Genomic DNA, 18,515 nt, shown 5'->3' on the forward strand with positions numbered 1-18,515 from the left:
ATAACCATTTTAGTAATGTGTTAGAATTTTAAAAAATCAAGACAGTAATGATTGTTGACAAAGCATATCAAACGTCTGAAATTTTCCTTATTATTAGGTTGAACTCACCCAAAGTAGTGGTTTTATTATAGCATTGAAATTAGTGTAACACACATTAAAAATTTTAAACTCTATCAATAATAAATAAACGATTTAAAATGATGTCAGTAAAAACCAAATTCATAACCGTTATATGTTTAATGTTATTTTTTATAACACATGCAACAGAATATCATGTGTCTAAAATAGGAAGTGATTTTAATGTAGGAACTAAAGAGGCTCCCTTTAAAACCATTTCTAAAGCAGCAAAAATAGCACTGGCAGGCGATGTTATTATTGTTCATGAAGGAGTTTATAGAGAATGGGTAAATCCTTTAAATGGAGGGCTAAATAATAGAAAACGTATAGTTTACAAAGCAGCCAAAAATGAAGAGGTTTGGATTAAAGGTTCTGAAGTTATAAATACTTGGAAAAAGCATAAAGGTAAAGTTTGGAAAGTTCAATTAGAAAATAAATTTTTTGGAGATTTTAATCCGTATCAAGAAATTCTTAATGGAGATTGGGTGGTTAATACCTATGGAAGAGATCATCATTTAGGAGAGGTTTATGTAAACGGAAAAGCTTTGTATGAAATTGATAGTTTATCAAAAGTGTTTTCAGAAAAACCTCTAGAACGTGCTACAGATACAATTGGTTCTAAATATAAGTGGTACACAGAAAGTAATGATAAATTTACCACTATCTACGCTAATTTTAACGGCCGTAATCCTAATAAAGAAAACGTTGAAATCAATGTGAGACCAACCGTGTTTTTTCCTGTAAATACGGGGATAAATTACATTACGGTTAGTGGTTTTAATCTGAGTCAGGCAGCTACACAATGGGCACCGCCTACGGCTGCTCAAGAAGGGTTAATCGGTCCTAATTGGAGTAAAGGTTGGATTATAGAAAACAACTTAATATCAGATTCTAAATGTTCGGGAATTAGTTTGGGTAAAGAGCGTGCTTCTGGTCAGAATTTATGGCTATCCGAAAAAAATAAGCATGGCACACAACGCGAACGAGAAGTTGTTTTTAAAGCATTACAATTGGGGTGGTCTAAAGAGATGATTGGATCTCATATTGTTAGAAATAATACCATAAAAGATTGTGAACAAGGCGGTATTATTGGGCACTTAGGTTGTGTTTTTAGTGAAATTAGTAATAATCATATCTATAATATTAATGTAAAGAAACAATGGTTCGGATATGAAATTTCAGGAATTAAACTTCATGCAGCAATAGATGTTGTGATTAAAGATAATTTTATACATGATTGTCACAGAGGGATTTGGTTAGATTGGCAGGCTCAAGGTGCACGAGTTTCGGGGAATCTTCTTATAAATAATAATGATAATGAAGATTTATTTATTGAAGTAAATCACGGACCAATGATTGTTGATAATAATATATTCTTATCAAATAGGTCTATTCTTAACGCATCTCAAGGTACTGCTTTTGTAAATAATTTAATAGGAGGTTATGTACAAATGAGAACAGCTACAAACAGGTTTACACATTATCATTTTCCGCATTCTACAGAAGTTATGGGGATGATGTCAGTTATTTTAGGAGACGATCGTTTTTATAATAATATTTTAGCTTCAAAAATAGATCGTTTAGGTAAAAGTCAATTTTACGGATTAAATGCTTACAACGATTTCCCAACTCCTGATTTTGAATGGAAATTTAAGCGTAGTCTTGGGTATTATAATAAACAGAAATTCCCCGTGTTTATAGATGCAAATTTATATTTAAATAAAGCAGAACCTTCAAATATAGAAACTAATAGTGTAGTAAATAGAACATTAAAACCAGAGATTTCTTTATCTGAAGAAAGTGATGGTTATTATTTAAATATTACAATAGATAATAGTTTTAATTCAGTAAAAACGAAAACTGTAAATACAGAATTACTTGGTGTTGCTTTTCAACCCGAAACACCTTTCGAGAATCCAGACGGTACTCCTGTAACGGTTAACAAAGATTATTTTGGAAACCAAAGAACAACTAAAACACCATTTGTTGGGCCTTTTAATGAATTAAAATCAGGTAAGAATAAAATTAAAGTGTGGGATAAGTAACAGTTTTTTTATATGAAAAGCTTAGAATGACATAATTATGAAACGTAAAGAATTTATAAAAGCAATAGGATTAGGAAGCTTAGGGATTTCAGTAATTCCAAACGTTTTTTCGACTAATTTAAGTGATAAAACTAACGAAGAAACTTGCCGCTTACAATGGAACACGTTATGTGGCAATATTGGAGAAGTCTACAAAACAGATGCCTTTAAATATGTGCATCCTCAAAAGCAGAAACCTAATGTTTTAATTTATGGCGATTCAATTTCTATTTTATATACTTCGGAAGCGAGAAAACAATTAGCAGATAAAGCCACTGTTTTTAGACTCTTTAAAAATGGAGGCTCAAGTCATGATTTTATTCCGAATATGAATACACTTCAAGAGACTATGTTTCAGCCCAATTTAAAGGAAGGATGGGATTTTAACTGGGATATTATTCATTTTAATGTCGGGTTACACGATTTAAAATATTTAAAAGGAAGAAACTTAAATAAAGATGGAGTACAAGTGTCTTCAATTGAAACGTATAAATTAAACTTAACTAATAGTTGTAACTATTTGAAAATTAATTTTCCAAAAACTAAATTAATTTTTGCCACCACAACTCCTGTTCCTGCAAATGCAAAAGGCCGATTTGAAGGCGATAGTATACGGTACAACAAGGCAGCATTAGAGGTTCTTGCAAACTATCCAGATATTGTTATAAACGATTTATACACTTTTACAAAACCTCATTTAGAAGCATGGGCACAAGAACCAGGAAATGTGCATTATAAGGATGTAGGATTTCTTGCTCACGGTAAAGAAGTTGCTAGAATTATTTCAGAACAATTATAAGATGTTTTAATAAAATTTATAAGTAATGCTGTAAATATTTCTGAATGAATGGAGCTCTCACTTGTTCATATTCGAGAAGAAGTCTCTTAGGGATAGTAAAGTGTAAGAGGTTTATTATTAGGTGTTTGTAAAAATAATAATAGAAAATTATATGTTGTATAACAATTTAAAAAACGAAATCTGAAATGAAACTAATTACCAAAATTATATTACTATTGTTAACAACATTTCTCTTTAATTGTTCAACCCCAAAAGACCAATTTCTTGAAATTAATGGAAAAACAATTGGAATAGACTCAAAATCAATTCTTTTAGTTAAAGCAGGTGAATATTTGGATTCTGATTCAATAATTGAAATACCTATTACAGATGGAAAATTTTATTATAAAACAACATTAGATTTTCCTGAATCTGTTGAATTGTTCTTGGGAAAAGCAAAAACTCAAGGAGGCAGATATATGCCTTTATTTTTGAATAATGAAAAAATTGATTTAACAATATACTCTGAAGAAGAATTTGACAAAAACCAAGTTGTAGGTGGTAAACTAAATTCTGAATATAAAAAGTATAAAGAAAATTATGATAATACATTTAACTCAAGAATAAAACCTTTACAAGACAGCCTAAGTTTACTATTTGAAAATGACCAATATTATAGTGAAAAGGTGAAATTACTTTATGCTGAATTAAGAAAAACTAATAGCCATGATGAAAAAATTATTATCTATGAAAAGATAGGTAATTTAAAAGATTTAAATCAATATTTAAGCCCAAAAGCAGAACGTATAAATAATAAATTAAAGCCAATTTACGAGGAACAGAAAAAATTTCAGCAAGCATACATAGAAAATAATCCCTCTATTGTATCCTATTCATTCTTTATAAAAGACCTGATGTACAATAAAGAGAATATGGATATTAATTTGGCTAAAAATAATCTGCAGATACTTTCAAAAGGAAACCCTAATCATCCTTACAATGAATTGGCTTCGAAGTTAACAGATGCAATTGAAAATATACAAGTCGGAAAAAAATATACAGATTTTTCAGCACCAGATTTAAAAGGTAATGAAATCAAACTTTCCGATAAAATTGATGGAAAAATAGCATTGTTAGATTTGTGGGCAACTTGGTGTGGACCATGTATAGCAAGAAGCAGAACGATGATTCCACTTTATAATGAGTTTAAAAACAAAGGTTTTACCATTATTGGAGTTGCAGGAGAACGAAAAAATACGGATAGATTGGTTAAGTTTTTTGAAAAAGAAGAATGGCCTTGGTTAAATTTAGTAGAACTTGACAAACAAAATAATATATGGCAACAATATAATGTAGATGGAGGAGGAGGTGGAATGTTTTTAATTGACGAAAACGGACTGATTTTAGCTAAAGACCCGACTGCAGAAGATGTTAGAAATAAATTAGAGTCTCTTCTAAATTAAAAAACTTAGCAAACAAGTCTAAAATAATGCTTAACGTATTACTTAATTAAGGATGATGAACTGTTCTTCTTACGTAAAAGTTATACTTTACTACAAACTATCATAATTTTATTAGAATTTATATCTGTGGTAAAAAACAAATATATACCGCCACCATCTTTAATTTTAAATGTTTTTCTGATTTTAGATACGGGGTCAGGAAAATTCCTTGTTGTAATATTGGCTTTATCTATGCGTTCCTTTTGAATGGTTTTTTTATGGTAAGGAATTATTTTTTCAATTTTAAATACACGTCCAGGAAAATTTATTTCTTTTTCAGAAGTATATAAATGCGAATGTTTATGGAGTTTAAATAGGTCTAATTGGTGTGCTATAGAATTAAAAGCACCAGCTTTCATTACAGCCGAATTAGGTTCGTAAAGATAGTTTAATGGTTCTCGATAGGTTGTATTTAAAGTGCTTTCTAAATCTAAAGGAAAACTAAAAGTTTCTATGCCTGTTTTTGTAATATTGGCTGTATGTATAGTAAAAGAGTTGGTAGACTTAGGTGTTAATACCCAAAGCAGTTCTTTTACTTCATTATGTAGTGCAATTACATGTAATGTTTTAACGAATTTTAGTTCTTGAACACCTATTGAGATATCTAATAACGGAGACGTTTTAACTAAAACGTGTTTACCACGTTTAAAGAGTAAATCTAAATGTTCGGGAACATTAGGAAGGCAATCGTTTAAAAAAAAGACTTTGCCTTTACTATCGTTTCTACGAGAAGGATCTACATAAATCCAATCGAAAGACTGTGATGTGTTTCTTAAATATAAAATACCATCTTCACTAATATTTTTAATATTATTAACGTGTAACTGTCTAAAATTATGTGCTACTTTTTCGCTTAATTCGGTATTAATTTCGCAGTGAGTAACTTGTTTAAACTGTTTAGAAAACGCAAAACAATCTACACCAAAACCACCAGTAATATCAATAATAGAATCACCAGAAATTAAAGATGCTTTATAGTTAGCAGTCTGTTCTGAAGATGTTTGTTCTATATTTAATTTATTAGGATAATAAATATTTGGAGTTTTGTACCACGTTTTTAATTTGGTAACACAGCGGTTTTTAGCTTCAATTTGTTCAACAATATCTCGTGTTTCAACACCATTAAAAGACGTGCCTTTTAATAAAATTGCTGTGGGATCTGAATTTAAATTAGCTGTTATAAAATTCTGAATTTCAGTATTTAAAATAAGTGTGTTCAATAAAAACTAGAGGTCTTTAGTTAAGTGTTTAACAATTTCGTTTTCAGAAAGGAATTCTTTAAGAATAACTTTTAGAGCAGTATATGCAGGAACGGCGATAACCATACCTATAATTCCGAAGAGGATTCCTGTAATAATAATGATTAAAAATATTTCTAGCGGATGTGATTTTACACTTCTGGAGAATATAATTGGCTGGCTAAAAAAGTTATCTATTAACTGGGCAAAGCAGAACCCGATAAGTACATAAATTGTGGTAGGTAAGGTCACACTAAAGTCGTTATGCATGTTGCTAGAAAGTGTTAGCGCAATCATTAAAACAGCACTAATTAAAGGGCCTATATATGGGATTAAATTTAATAATGCACATAAAAAAGCAATAACTATAGAGTTTTTAATTCCGAAAACAGACAATACTATGGCATAAATAACAAACAAGATTAAGATTTGAATTAATAATCCTAAGAAGTATCTAGAAAGTAAATGTTTTATAGAATAAATTGATTTTTTAACGCGATGCTTTTTAGTTTCAGGAATAATCACCATAAAGCTGTTTTCTAATAGTTTTCTGTCTTTTAGGAAGAAAAAAGAGATGAATAATACCGAGAAAAAAGCAATACTAAAAGTTCCAAATCCGCTTAATAATGAGTTTAAAAATTCGGGTATAGCTGAGTAATTAATTTTAGATAGTAAGTGATAGTCTTCTAAAGAATCTTCTAAATAGATATGCTTACCTTCTAAATAATGAGCTACTTCTATGTAAACATTATTAAAATTACCTTGAAGTTTTTCAATATTTAAAAGCGATAAATTATGTCCTTGTTCTATTACTAAAGGTATAAAAAGCAGTATCAATCCAAACAAGGAGCCAACAATTAAAAACATGGCAAGAACCACAGAAAATGAATCGTTGAATTTAAAACGGTTTCTAAAAAGTTGCACTAAAGGCGATCCTGTTAATGAAATTACAGCAGAAATGACGATATACACAATTACAGATTGTATTTGGTAAAGAAAGTATACAAAAAGGGCAATCAGAACTAAAGTAAAGATTGCTCTTAAAATGCCGTTTGCTATGGTTTTAGAATTCATATAGCAAATATATATAAACGTTTAAAGACTTTGTTTGGTTATTTCGTATAAAATAATATTAGTTGCTTGAACCACATTCATACTACTATTTTGTCCAAACATATCGATGTGAATAACCATGTCCGATTGTTTTAATAGTGTTTCTGAAACTCCAAAATTTTCGTCGCCAATAAGAATCGCAATAGGTTGTGAGGTAGAAAAAGTGGCTTCACGAAGTGATATACTAGTATCTGTAATTTCTAAAGCAATAATTTGATAGCCTTCAGATTTTAAACGAGTAATAACTTCATCTGTGTTTTCCTTGACTTCAAAAGGGACTACTTTTTCTGTAGCACGAGACGTTTTAGTCATTTTTCGACCAAGCGGAATATAACTACCACAAAGTATTAATTTTTCTACACCAAATGCATCAGCAATTCTAAATAAACTTCCAATATTAGGCGCATTGGCTACATTATCACAAACTAAAGTTATAGGAAATGTTTTTTTGTTGAAATGTGTATTGTAGTGATTAAGCTGAGCCATTTAAATTTTAATGATTGAAAACGTAATATATAATATTTGCACCCATTTTTAGTGCTTTTTCTCTAACTTCTTCGGGATCGTTATATATTTCAGGATCTTCCCAACCATTTCCTAAATCACTTTCGTAGGTAAAAAGTACAATCATGCGGCCTTCATAAAAAAGAGCAAATGCTTGTGGGCGTTTGCCATCGTGTTCATGAATTTTAGGCAAGCCTTCAGGGAATTGATTTGGTTTCTGAAAAATCTCGTGAGATGTAGGTAACTCTACTAATTCTTGTTCAGGAAAAACCTCTTTTAGTGCTTTTGTAATGTAAGGTTTAAGTCCGTAATTGTCATCTACATGAAGAAAACCACCAGATATTAAGTAGTTTTTTAAATTGATTTTATCGTTATCATCAAAAAAAACATTTCCATGCCCAGTCATATGCACAAAAGGATATCGAAATAAATCGGGGCTTGCTGTTTCTACACTTACAACTTCTGTGTTTATTCTTGTATTTATATGTGCATTACAATATTTTACTAAGTTAGGTAGCGAGGTCGGGTTACCATACCAATCGCCACCACCTTTATATTGTAAAACGGCCACATCTTGTGCCGAAACACTAGAGGTAATCATAATTAAGGTAAGTGCCCAGTACCACTTCATAAATACTTTTATTCGTTAATTAAGGCTGCTGTATGGCAAGCTACAATAGCAGCTGTTTCTGTTCGTAATCTTGTGTGTCCCAAAGTTACAGGAATGAAATTGTTTTTAAGCGCCAATTCAATTTCTTTTATACTAAAATCACCTTCAGGGCCAATTAATATAGTAAGATCTGTTTTTGGTTTTATAAGTTGCTTTAACGATCTTTTATCTGTTTCTTCGCAATGTGCAATAAAACAATCGCCTGTTTGTTGCTTAGTTATAAAGGTTTTAAAAGGAATAGGTGCGTTTAAAATAGGCAAATAATAATGTAAAGATTGTTTCATGGCTGCCTGTAAAATCTTCTCATAACGATCTAATTTTACAACTTTACGTTCGCTATGGTCGCAAATAATAGGCGTAATACTATCGATACCTATTTCGGTTGCTTTTTCAAGAAACCATTCGTAACGATCGTTCATTTTAGTAGGTGCAACTACTAAATGTATGTTATAATCTCTTGCCTTTTGAAATGTTTTTTCTGTAATTGTAGCTAAGCAATTTTTAATATCGGCTAAATTTAATTCAGCCGTAAACAACCATCCTTTTCCGTTAGTCACGAAAACAGTATCTCCATTACTTTTTCTTAACACTTTTACAATATGTCTGCTTTCTTCTCTAGAAAAAGCAAGTTGCGCTGTGTTTTCGGTAATATCTGGGTTGTAAAATAGTTGCATAGTTTAAAGGTCTTCGGTTATTTTTAAAACCTTGATTTCCTCAATAGGTTTTGGCTCTTCCGTTTTTAAAATAATGTAATGCCAATTCTTCTCTGGAATATCTACAGTAAATAATTTATTTAAATAATGATTTTTGTTATTTCTAATCAATTCATCTTCTACTTCTACAGGCATTTTTCCATCAATAAACCAACCCGTATCACCACCTCGAGATGCATTTGCATCCATAGAGTAACGTTTAATTAAACTAGCAAAATCCATACCCTGATTATATTTAGAATAAATGGTCTGTTTTAATCGTTTTAAATCGGATTCGTTTAAATTGTCACTGTTTATAAAGATATAACTTGCACGATAATATATTGTTTCCGTTTTATCTATAATCTTATAAGTGGTTTTACTATATTCATTTTCATACACTTTAGAATAACCAATAGAGGTATCAAAAAGTTCTTTTGCTAAGGTTGTATTGTGTTTTTCTTTATTAAAAACAAAAAATTTACCTTTAAGTTTTTTGTGTGCTTTAATAAAAGCTTTGGCTTGTTCTTCTGATGTAATATTTTCTAATGGGCCTTTAAAAGATTTTTGGGCATAACATATAACAGAGCACATTATGGCTCCTGTTAAAAGTAGATTTTTTAACATAAAGTAGGTAAATAATTTGGGGTTAAGTATAACTTTAATTTGGACTGCAATTATACTACATTTTTGTTGAAAAATGGGTGCTTTTCCTAGATTTTTAATCGTGCATTGGCTGTAATATTAGATTTAGAAAAATCCTTGTCTAAGTATTTTAAATAGCCAACAATTGCAATCATAGCCGCGTTATCGGTTGTAAATTCAAATTTAGGAACATAAGTTGTCCATCCAAATTTTTGTTCTCCATCTTTAAGCGCATTTCTTATGCCAGAATTGGCAGAAACTCCACCACCTATAGCAATATGTTTAATGCCTGTTTGTTTACTTGCAAGCTTTAATTTATCAATTAAAATACCAATTATAGTATATTGAATAGACGCACAAATATCATTTATATTTTTGGTTATAAAATCTGGATCTGCTTTTGTTTCCTTTTGTATAAAATATAAAATGGCTGTTTTTAATCCTGAAAAACTAAAGTTTAAACCGTCTACTTTAGGTTTTGTGAATTTAAAAGCTTTAGGGTTTCCTAATTGGGCCCGTTTATCTATTTCTGGTCCTGCAGGATAACCTAAACCTAGTATTTTTCCGCTTTTATCATACGCTTCTCCAACGGCATCATCAATGGTTTCTCCAATAACTTCCATGTCAAAATAGTGTTTCACTTTCACTATTTGTGTGTGTCCACCAGAAATGGTCATGGCTAAAAATGGAAATGGCGGTTTATTAAAACCTTCTACATCTATAAAATGTGCAAGAATATGCCCTTGCATATGGTTAACATCGATTAACGGAATATTTAATCCGTACGCTAAAGATTTAGCAAAAGAAGTTCCTACTAAAAGCGATCCCATTAATCCCGGACCACGCGTAAAAGCAATGGCATGTAGTTGGTTTTTAGTAATATTCGCTTTTGCTAGTGCTTGGTGAACAACGGGAACAATATTTTGTTGGTGTGCTCTAGAGGCAAGTTCTGGGACAACGCCACCAAATTCTTCGTGTATGCTCTGGTTTGCAACAACATTACTCAGTATTTTTCCGTTGTGTATTACTGAAGCCGCAGTATCATCACATGATGATTCAATTCCTAAAATGTAAATATTTTCTGAATGCATTAGAATGTATTAGAAGTATTGTTATTTTTGGTCAAAGTTATAACTTTAAAACGTATCAAAAAATTTTTAAAAATACTATCTAAACTGGCAGCCATTATTTTGCTGCTCTTTATTATTTTAATTTTGATTTTAGCAATTCCAGCTGTACAAACTAGATTGGGAAAATATGCAACATCAAAATTAAATGAAGCGTATAATACACATATTAATATAGGTGCTGTTGGACTTCATTTTAATGGCGAAGTACAAATTAAAAACGTGTACATAGAAGATTATAAGCAAGATACGTTAATTAATGCGAAATTATTAGAAACTCATATTGTTAATTTTAGAAATTTATATAATGGAAGATTGGTTTTTTCTGATATAACAGCAACCAATTTAGATTTCAATATAAAAACGTATAAAGGAGAAAACGAAACAAATTTAGATGTCTTCGTTGCTCGGTTTGATGAAGATAATAACGATAAAAACCCGAGCAATTTCTTGTTGTCATCTAGCGATGTTTCTATATATAAAGGACATTTTACATTTGTAAATGAAAATTTAGACACTCCAGAGGTCATGGTTTTTAATGATATTACCATTAATGCCTCTAATTTTTTAATTCATGGGCCTAAAGTTTCTACAAGAGTTAATACTTTAGAATTTACAGATAGCAGAGGACTTCATGTAGATAACATGAGTACTAATTTTGCCTATACTTTAAACGATATTACGTTTGCTAATTTAGATTTAAAAACAGAAAAATCGACTTTAAAGGGAAACGTTAAGTTTGAATTTGATAGAGAAGATTTAAGTTCTTTTACAGATAAAGTTCAGGTAAATGCAAATATTACGTCCGCAGATTTAGCTTTGAGCGATCTTAATTATTTTTACGATGAGTTTGGTGTTAATCAGCGTGCAAATTTTTCAGTGTTGTTAACAGGAACTTTAAACGATTTGAATCTTAGTGCTTTAAATTTAACTACCAATCGTGGTTCAAGAATTATAGGAGAGTTAAACTTTAAGAATCTGTTTACCCGAACAGATAATAATTTTTATATGAGAGGGCGTTTTTCTCGCTTGTCTTCAACTTATAAAGATTTAATTATTTTAATGCCTAATTTATTAGGGCAGTCTATTCCGTCTAATTTCGAAAGATTTGGAAATTTTAATATTACTGGAACTACAGAATTAACCACTTCAAGAATTAATGCCGATTTAAATATAAATACAACCTTAGGTTTAATTAAGTCTGATTTGGTTTTAACTAATATAGATAATATAGACAAAGCAACTTACAAAGGAAATATTATTGTAACCGATTTTGATTTAGGAACCTTCTTAGAAAATTCTAATTTCAATAAAACATCTTTAGATATAGATGTTGATGGAAGCGGATTTACAGAAGAAAATGTAAACACTAAAGTTAATGGCGAAGTTTTTTATATGGATTTTAATAACTATTCGTATAAAAATTTAGATGTATTAGGAACCTTTAAAAGTAGTGTGTATAACGGTAATTTAGTAAGTAATGATCCTAATTTTAAACTAGAATTTAATGGGATTGCCGATTTTTCTAAAATTACAAAAAAAGTAGATTTTGTAGCCGATGTAAAATATGCCGATTTAAGATTACTGAATTTTGTTAAGAATGATACCGTTTCTACCTTTAAAGGTCTTGTAGAAATTAAGGCGTTAGGAACCACAATTAACGATGTAGAAGGTCTTTTTGCAATAACCAATGCTAGTTATAATAATGAGCACGATAATTACGTGTTCGACGATTTTACCATAACCTCGGTATTCCGAGATTCTATTCGATATGTAACAGTAAATTCTCCAGATATAATTGAAGGAGAAATGAGTGGTAATTTTAGGTTTCGAGATATTGGGATTATGTTTAAAAATGCTGTAGGAAGTATTTATAGTAATTTTGAACCTATAGCTGTCCCTAAAGATGAATTCTTAGATTTTAATTTTACCATTTATAACAAGATTGTAGAAGTCTTTTATCCCAATATAAAATTAGGTAAAAATACGTTTGTAAAAGGGCATGTACAAAGTAACGACCAGTTGGTAAATCTTATGTTTAGATCTCCAGAGATTAAACTGTACGATTATTTTGCAAGCGATATCGCTATAGATGTAGATAATAATAACCCATTATACAACACCTTTATAGAAGTAGATAGTATTAAGACTAAATTTTACAATCTATCGCGGTTTAACTTAGTGAATAAAACCATTAACGATACGTTGTTTATGCGTACAGAGTTTCAAGGCGGAATTCGGGATAACGATGTCTATAATTTAAACTTTTATCATACAATTAATAAAGAAAATAATTCTGTATTTGGTTTTAAACGATCAGATGTTACCTTTAAAAATAGTACGTGGCTTATTAACGAAGCACGAGATACGTTAAACAAAATAGAGTTTTCTAACGATTTTAAAAGTATAAATGTAGATAAACTACAAATGTCCTTAGGAGAAGAATTAATCTCCTTGTCAGGGTTTTTAAAGGATTCTACAGAAAAAGACTTAAAACTAACTTTTGATAAGGTAGATTTAGCAAAAGTGTCTCCAGAATTAGACAGTTTAGAATTAGGAGGAATCTTAAATGGTAAATTCGATGTTGTACAACAAAACGGTCAATATTTACCAAGTGCAGATGTTTCCATAGATTCATTAGAAGTAAACGATTTTCAATTAGGATCATTTACAGGAAATATTACTGGAAATGAAAACTTGACTCGTTTTTATGTAAATTCTAAAATTAAAAACGATGAAAAAAATTCATTTTTGGCAATCGGATATATTGATGCCTTAAACAATCAATCCTATATAGATATCGATTTAAAATTTGACGATCTTAGTCTAGAACCTTTTAGTCCGTTAGGAAAAGATGTTATAAGTGATATTAGAGGTTATGTCTCAGGTAATGCCAAAGTAATAGGTAATATAAAGAAACCAGCAATAGAGGGCGAGCTAAAATTAAGGGAAGCAGGTTTATTGGTTCCGTTATTAAATATTAATTTCGATTTTGAAAATGGGTCTCAAGTTATATTAAAAGACCAAGATTTTATTTTTAACGATATAAATATTACCGATAATGTATATAATACAAAAGGTGTTTTAGGCGGATTTATACGCCATAATAATTTTTCTGATTGGGAACTTGGTATCGATCTTAAAACTGATAGATTATTGGTTTTAAACACAGATGACTCTGAAGATGCACTATATTATGGTACAGGATTTATTGGAGGTCGTGCAACTATTTACGGACCTACAGACGAATTGGTAATATCTGTAGTTGGAGAAACAAAAGAAGGGACTATTTTTAAAATTCCGATGAGTGATTCTGAATCTTTTGGAGATAATACATTTATTCATTTTTTAACTCCAGAAGAAAAGCAAGCCAAATTAGAAGGTAAAGAACTTACAATAAAAGACATTAGAGGCTTAGAATTAGATTTTGATTTAGAGATTAATAACAATGCCGAAATTGAAATTGTTATGGACCGTGATTCCGGAAGCACAATAAAAGGCCAAGGAATAGGAGGTATGCTTATAGAAATTAATACCAATGGTAAATTTAATATCTATGGTGACTTTGCTGTGTTTAAAGGTGTTTACAATTTTATGTATGGTGGTTTAATTCAAAAAGTGTTTACCGTACAACCAGGAGGTACATTAAACTGGGATGGAGATCCATTAGGAGCTAGAATTAATCTTAAAGCAATCTATAAAACGCAAGCAAACCCATCGCCGTTGTTAGATAACCCTATAAATCAAAGTATACCTGTAAATGTAGAAATAGAATTAACAGAGCGCTTAGAGCAGCCTCAGGTTAATTTTGGCTTCGAATTCCCTAATGTAAACTCGACAGTAAAATCAGAGCTTAATTATAGATTAGAATCTAAAGAAGATCGCGATAACCAAGCCTTATACTTATTAACTACAGGATCGTTCTCAAGCGGACTAACAGGAATAAATCCTTATGGTACATTAACCGAACGTTTAAATGGTATTGTAAACGGTTTATTTTCAGATGGAGATAATATATTAAATATCGGATTGAATTACGAATTGGGAGAAAGTAATCCCGATTACGAAACCGATGATAGATTTGGAGTCACACTTCAAACCAAAATTAGCGACCGAGTTATTATTAATGGTAATGTCGATGTTCCTATTGGTGGCGTTAGTCAAACTGTTATTGCAGGAGATATAGAAGTAAACTTTTTATTAAACGAAGAGGGGACTTTAACGGCTAATGTTTTTAATCGCGAAAATAGTATTCAAGACTTCGGTGAAGAAATTGGATATACCCAAGGAGTAGGGATTTCTTATAATGTAGATTTCGATACTTTTAAAGAATTACTTCGCAAGATTTTTGATGGTGAGAAAAAGAAGAATGATGATAAAAAATCGAAAAAAGAATCACCTAATTCTAGTAGTACGCTTTCCGACCCTATTTTTGTGAAACCCGAAAATTCAGAGGAATAATTCGTCTAAATATTCCCATTTAATTAATTAATAAATAAGTTTTTAACTTTTTTGTCAATTCAAACGTTATAGTTTATAGGCTTTGTTAAAAAGTCTGTAAAGGGGTTTTTTATGTTAATATTCTTTAGTAAATTAGCTAATAAATCAATACAAGATGTCAAAAACAATTAAAAAAATAGGTGTTTTAACATCAGGGGGAGACTCTCCTGGAATGAATGCAGGTATTCGTTCGGTTGTTAGAACATGTGCTTACCATAATATAGAATGTGTCGGAATTGTACAAGGTTATCAAGGTATGATTCGTGGCGAATTTGTTCCTATGGATGCGCGAAGCGTGAAAGGAATTATTAATAAAGGTGGTACTATTTTAAAGACGGCAAGGTCTAAAGAATTTATGACTAAAGAAGGTCGTCAATTGGCTTACGATAACTTAAAGAAAGAAGGTGTAGATGCTTTAGTTGTTATTGGTGGTGATGGTAGCTTTACTGGGGCTATGGTTTTTAGTTCAGAGTTTGATATGCCAGTAATGGGAATTCCTGGAACTATAGATAACGATATTTACGGTACAACACATACATTAGGTTACGATACAGCTTTAAATACAGTGGTAGAAGTTATCGATAAGATTAGAGATACCGCAAGTTCTCACGACCGTCTATTCTTTGTAGAGGTTATGGGACGCGATGTTGGGCATATTGCTTTAAATGTCGGAGTAGCTGGTGGGGCTGAAGAAGTCTTAATACCAGAAGAAAATTTAGGATTAGACAGATTGCTAGAATCTTTACATAGAAGTAAAACTTCTGGTAAATCGTCAAGTATAGTAGTTGTTGCAGAAGGCGATAAAATTGGTAAAAACGTATTTGAATTAAAAGATTATGTCGATGAACATATGTCAGAATATGAAGTACGTGTATCAGTTCTAGGACATATGCAACGTGGAGGTTCACCATCGTGCTTTGACCGTGTTTTGGCAAGCCGTATGGGAGTAAAAGCAGTAGAAAGTTTGTTGGAAGGAAAGTCTAATTACATGGTTGGTTTATTAAGCGATGTAATGTCTTTAACACCTTTAGATCAAGCTATAAAAGGTCAATCGAAAATTAACTCAGAATTATTACGTGTGTCAGATATTATGACCACTTAAACATTAAATTTAGAATAAGAATATGTCAAAATTAAAAATTGGAATTAACGGATTTGGTAGAATAGGTAGAATTGCTTTTAGAGTAGCAGTAGCAAGACCAGAGATTGAAATAGTTGGTATTAACGACTTATTAGCTGTTGAGCACTTAGCTTACTTATTAAAGTATGATTCTGTACACGGAAGATTTGACGGTACAATTGAAGTGAAAAATGGTCATTTAGTAGTTAACGGTAATGAAATTAGAATTACTGCTGAACGTAATCCAGAAGATTTAAAATGGGATGCTGTAGGAGCTGAAGTAGTTTTAGACTGTACAGGTATCTTTACAACTCTTGAAGGTGCTCAAAAGCACATTACTGCTGGAGCTAAGAAGGTTGCAATTTCTGCACCATCTGCAGATGCACCAATGTTTGTAATGGGAGTAAACCATAAGCAAGTAACTGCTGCAGATACTATCGTGTCTAATGCATCTTGTACAACGAACTGTTTAGCGCCTTTAGCTAAAGTTATTAACGATAAATTTGGTATCGTAGAAGGTTTAATGACAACTGTACATGCTGCAACTGCAACTCAATTTACAGTAGACGGACCTTCTAAAAAAGATTTCAGATTAGGTCGTGCTTCTTTAAACAACATTGTACCTGCTTCAACTGGAGCTGCTAAAGCTGTAGGAAAAGTAATTCCTGAATTAAACGGAAAATTAACAGGTATGGCTTTTAGAGTACCAACTGTAGATGTATCTGTAGTAGACTTAACTTGTCGTATCGAGAAAAAAGCATCTTGGGATGAAATTAAAGCAGCATTAAAAGATGCTTCTGAAAATGAATTAAAAGGTATTCTTGGATATACTGAAGAAGGTGTAGTTTCTCAAGATTTCGTATCTGAACCAAAAACAAGTACATTCGATGCTAATGCAAGTATGGCATTAAACGATGGCTTCATTAAATTAGTTTCTTGGTATGATAATGAATTTGGTTACTCAACTAAATTAGTTGACTTAGCACAACATATCGCATCTGTAAAATAATTTGTATTAATTAATATAATAACTCCATAGAGTTATTGTGTATAAAGCACAGTATTCTGTGGAGTTTTTTCTATCTCAAAATTTATGATTTTAATAGTTGATAGTGGTTCTACAAAATCCGATTGGATGGCAGTAGATAAAAATGGGAAACAACTTCTCGAAAAGATAAGAACTAACGGGTTAAATCCTGCAATACTTTCTGAAAAGAAATTAAGGAAAATTATCAAAAAAAGTGAAGTCTTAAAAGAATATAAAAAAGACGTAACTCACGTGTTTTTTTACGGTGCAGGTTGTGGAACAGATAAGCCAAAAGAACTATTAAAAAATATTTTAGAAGAGTTTTTTGTAAATGCTGAAGTGACTGTAGACGAAGATACAATGGCTGCAGTATATTCTACAATAAATAAACCAACAGAAGCTGCAGTAGTATGTATTTTAGGTACAGGCTCTAATTGTAGTTATTATGATGGTGAAAAAATACATCAACGTGTTAAATCTCTAGGCTGGAGTTTAATGGACGATGCTAGTGGTAATTACTACGGAAAACAATTAATTCGTGATTATTACTTTAATAAAATGCCAGAATCTATTCGAGTAGCAATGGCAGATAAGTATAATCTAGAAGCAGATTATATAAAATACAATATTTACAAGCAACCTAACCCTAATGCATTTTTAGCATCCTTTGCAGAGTTTATGTTTTTGAATAAAGATTCAGAATATATTCAAAACTTAATTAAAACAGGAATTAGATTATTTGCTAGTAACCAAATTTTACAATTTAAAGACGAAATAAAAACAGTTCCAGTTCATTTTGCAGGATCTATAGCATATTTTGCTAAAGCTGAAATATTAGAAGTCGCAAAAGAAATGAATTTTACTGTTGGTAATTTTGTAAGACGTCCAATCGAAGGTTTGGCGAAATTTCATACAGAAGATATAGAATAATGGAGATAGCAATTATAGCTCACGACGGAAAGAAAGCTGAAATGGTTCAGTTTTTAAACGAACACCGAGAAATTTTAGATCAAAAGAAAATTTCTTTAGTTTCTACAGGAACTACAGGAACTAAAGTAGAGAAAGCAGGATTTAAGGTTACGCCTTACTTATCTGGACCTCTAGGTGGAGATGCGCAAATAGCAGCTCGTGTAGCAGAAGGTTTATGCCATATGGTGTTGTTTTTTAGAGATCCTTTAGAGAAACATCCTCATGAACCAGATATCTTTATGCTCATGCGTATCTGCGATGTGCATGATGTGCCTTTAGCAACTAATCCAGCTACAGCAGAATTAATGATAAAAGGCTTATAAAACACTAAAAAATCTCTAAACGAGATTTTTTTTTTGCTTAAATATGAATCTGATCTGTATTTAAGTGTAACTTGTATAGATTCAAATTATTAACAGAATTAAGCAG

The 18,515-nt window shown here is 31.1% G+C and carries 15 protein-coding genes; 8 read left to right on the forward strand and 7 right to left on the reverse strand.

What is annotated here, in order from left to right:
- Nucleotides 1-197: 197 nt before the first annotated feature.
- The 3 genes from Q1B05_RS14455 (at nucleotide 198) to Q1B05_RS14465 (ending at nucleotide 4,442) form a co-directional block, all read left to right on the forward strand.
- The gene (locus Q1B05_RS14455) at nucleotides 198-2,162 is read left to right on the forward strand and encodes a right-handed parallel beta-helix repeat-containing protein (protein ID WP_299781662.1); all 1,965 of its coding nucleotides are present in this window, start codon (nucleotides 198-200) and stop codon (nucleotides 2,160-2,162) included.
- A 37-nt stretch (nucleotides 2,163-2,199) separates the two neighbouring features.
- On the forward strand, nucleotides 2,200-3,000 hold the full coding sequence (locus Q1B05_RS14460; protein WP_299781663.1) for an SGNH/GDSL hydrolase family protein: 801 nt from the start codon (nucleotides 2,200-2,202) through the stop codon (nucleotides 2,998-3,000).
- Nucleotides 3,001-3,185: 185 nt separating this feature from the next.
- A complete protein-coding gene (locus tag Q1B05_RS14465; RefSeq protein WP_299781664.1) occupies nucleotides 3,186-4,442 on the forward strand; it encodes a peroxiredoxin in 1,257 nt (418 codons plus the stop codon).
- 80 nt (nucleotides 4,443-4,522) lie between these two features.
- On the opposite strand, the gene Q1B05_RS14470 is transcribed toward Q1B05_RS14465, so the two are convergent.
- The 7 genes from Q1B05_RS14470 to tsaD form a co-directional block, all read right to left on the reverse strand.
- Nucleotides 4,523-5,701 carry an RsmD family RNA methyltransferase gene (locus tag Q1B05_RS14470; protein WP_299781665.1) on the reverse strand — a complete coding sequence of 393 codons (1,179 nt, stop codon included), beginning with the start codon at nucleotides 5,699-5,701 and terminating at the stop codon, nucleotides 4,523-4,525.
- Between the two features lie 6 nt (nucleotides 5,702-5,707).
- Entirely contained in the window at nucleotides 5,708-6,793 is a 1,086-nt protein-coding gene (locus Q1B05_RS14475) for an AI-2E family transporter (RefSeq protein WP_299781666.1), read from the reverse strand.
- Between the two features lie 21 nt (nucleotides 6,794-6,814).
- Nucleotides 6,815-7,318: a TrmH family RNA methyltransferase gene (locus tag Q1B05_RS14480; RefSeq protein ID WP_299781667.1), complete on the reverse strand. Its 504-nt coding sequence runs from the start codon at nucleotides 7,316-7,318 to the stop codon at nucleotides 6,815-6,817.
- A gap of 7 nt (nucleotides 7,319-7,325) precedes the next feature.
- Complete coding sequence (locus Q1B05_RS14485) at nucleotides 7,326-7,967, reverse strand: DUF4159 domain-containing protein (protein ID WP_299781668.1); 642 nt, start codon at nucleotides 7,965-7,967, stop codon at nucleotides 7,326-7,328.
- 8 nt (nucleotides 7,968-7,975) lie between these two features.
- Nucleotides 7,976-8,680, reverse strand: a complete 705-nt coding sequence (locus tag Q1B05_RS14490) for a 16S rRNA (uracil(1498)-N(3))-methyltransferase (protein WP_299781669.1) — start codon at nucleotides 8,678-8,680, stop codon at nucleotides 7,976-7,978.
- 3 nt (nucleotides 8,681-8,683) lie between these two features.
- A complete protein-coding gene (locus Q1B05_RS14495; protein ID WP_299781670.1) occupies nucleotides 8,684-9,292 on the reverse strand; it encodes a peptidylprolyl isomerase in 609 nt (202 codons plus the stop codon).
- A 119-nt stretch (nucleotides 9,293-9,411) separates the two neighbouring features.
- A complete protein-coding gene (tsaD, locus tag Q1B05_RS14500; protein ID WP_299781671.1) occupies nucleotides 9,412-10,434 on the reverse strand; it encodes a tRNA (adenosine(37)-N6)-threonylcarbamoyltransferase complex transferase subunit TsaD in 1,023 nt (340 codons plus the stop codon).
- Nucleotides 10,435-10,557: 123 nt separating this feature from the next.
- Here tsaD and Q1B05_RS14505 point away from each other — a divergent pair, with 123 nt between their 5' ends.
- From Q1B05_RS14505 to Q1B05_RS14525, 5 genes are all read left to right on the forward strand, one after another.
- Nucleotides 10,558-14,931 (forward strand): translocation/assembly module TamB domain-containing protein, encoded by a 4,374-nt coding sequence (locus tag Q1B05_RS14505; RefSeq protein ID WP_299781672.1) that lies wholly within the window; start codon nucleotides 10,558-10,560, stop codon nucleotides 14,929-14,931.
- 154 nt (nucleotides 14,932-15,085) lie between these two features.
- The gene (gene pfkA / locus Q1B05_RS14510) at nucleotides 15,086-16,072 is read left to right on the forward strand and encodes a 6-phosphofructokinase (RefSeq protein ID WP_299781673.1); all 987 of its coding nucleotides are present in this window, start codon (nucleotides 15,086-15,088) and stop codon (nucleotides 16,070-16,072) included.
- Nucleotides 16,073-16,094: 22 nt separating this feature from the next.
- On the forward strand, nucleotides 16,095-17,099 hold the full coding sequence (gap, locus tag Q1B05_RS14515) for a type I glyceraldehyde-3-phosphate dehydrogenase (protein WP_299781674.1): 1,005 nt from the start codon (nucleotides 16,095-16,097) through the stop codon (nucleotides 17,097-17,099).
- 84 nt (nucleotides 17,100-17,183) lie between these two features.
- Nucleotides 17,184-18,047 (forward strand): BadF/BadG/BcrA/BcrD ATPase family protein, encoded by an 864-nt coding sequence (locus Q1B05_RS14520; protein ID WP_299781675.1) that lies wholly within the window; start codon nucleotides 17,184-17,186, stop codon nucleotides 18,045-18,047.
- Entirely contained in the window at nucleotides 18,047-18,409 is a 363-nt protein-coding gene (locus Q1B05_RS14525; RefSeq protein WP_299781676.1) for a methylglyoxal synthase, read from the forward strand. Before Q1B05_RS14520 ends, Q1B05_RS14525 begins: the two co-directional genes overlap by 1 nt.
- Nucleotides 18,410-18,515: the final 106 nt, after the last annotated feature.

It is taken from the genome of uncultured Formosa sp. (genome assembly GCF_947500765.1).
In the GTDB taxonomy this organism is placed as follows: domain Bacteria; phylum Bacteroidota; class Bacteroidia; order Flavobacteriales; family Flavobacteriaceae; genus Formosa.

Bases quoted from the DNA above. Each gene is read 5' to 3' on its own strand.
- Q1B05_RS14465 (WP_299781664.1), top strand. From the start codon at position 3,186: ATGAAACTAATTACCAAAATTATATTACTATTGTTAACAACATTTCTC.
- Q1B05_RS14475 (WP_299781666.1), bottom strand. From the start codon at position 6,793: ATGAATTCTAAAACCATAGCAAACGGCATTTTAAGAGCAATCTTTACT.
- Q1B05_RS14460 (WP_299781663.1), top strand. From the start codon at position 2,200: ATGAAACGTAAAGAATTTATAAAAGCAATAGGATTAGGAAGCTTAGGG.
- Q1B05_RS14525 (WP_299781676.1), top strand. From the start codon at position 18,047: ATGGAGATAGCAATTATAGCTCACGACGGAAAGAAAGCTGAAATGGTT.
- Q1B05_RS14485 (WP_299781668.1), bottom strand. From the start codon at position 7,967: ATGAAGTGGTACTGGGCACTTACCTTAATTATGATTACCTCTAGTGTT.
- Q1B05_RS14490 (WP_299781669.1), bottom strand. From the start codon at position 8,680: ATGCAACTATTTTACAACCCAGATATTACCGAAAACACAGCGCAACTT.
- Q1B05_RS14495 (WP_299781670.1), bottom strand. From the start codon at position 9,292: ATGTGCTCTGTTATATGTTATGCCCAAAAATCTTTTAAAGGCCCATTA.
- Q1B05_RS14480 (WP_299781667.1), bottom strand. From the start codon at position 7,318: ATGGCTCAGCTTAATCACTACAATACACATTTCAACAAAAAAACATTT.
- Q1B05_RS14455 (WP_299781662.1), top strand. From the start codon at position 198: ATGATGTCAGTAAAAACCAAATTCATAACCGTTATATGTTTAATGTTA.
- Q1B05_RS14520 (WP_299781675.1), top strand. From the start codon at position 17,184: ATGATTTTAATAGTTGATAGTGGTTCTACAAAATCCGATTGGATGGCA.
- tsaD (WP_299781671.1), bottom strand. From the start codon at position 10,434: ATGCATTCAGAAAATATTTACATTTTAGGAATTGAATCATCATGTGAT.
- pfkA (WP_299781673.1), top strand. From the start codon at position 15,086: ATGTCAAAAACAATTAAAAAAATAGGTGTTTTAACATCAGGGGGAGAC.
- gap (WP_299781674.1), top strand. From the start codon at position 16,095: ATGTCAAAATTAAAAATTGGAATTAACGGATTTGGTAGAATAGGTAGA.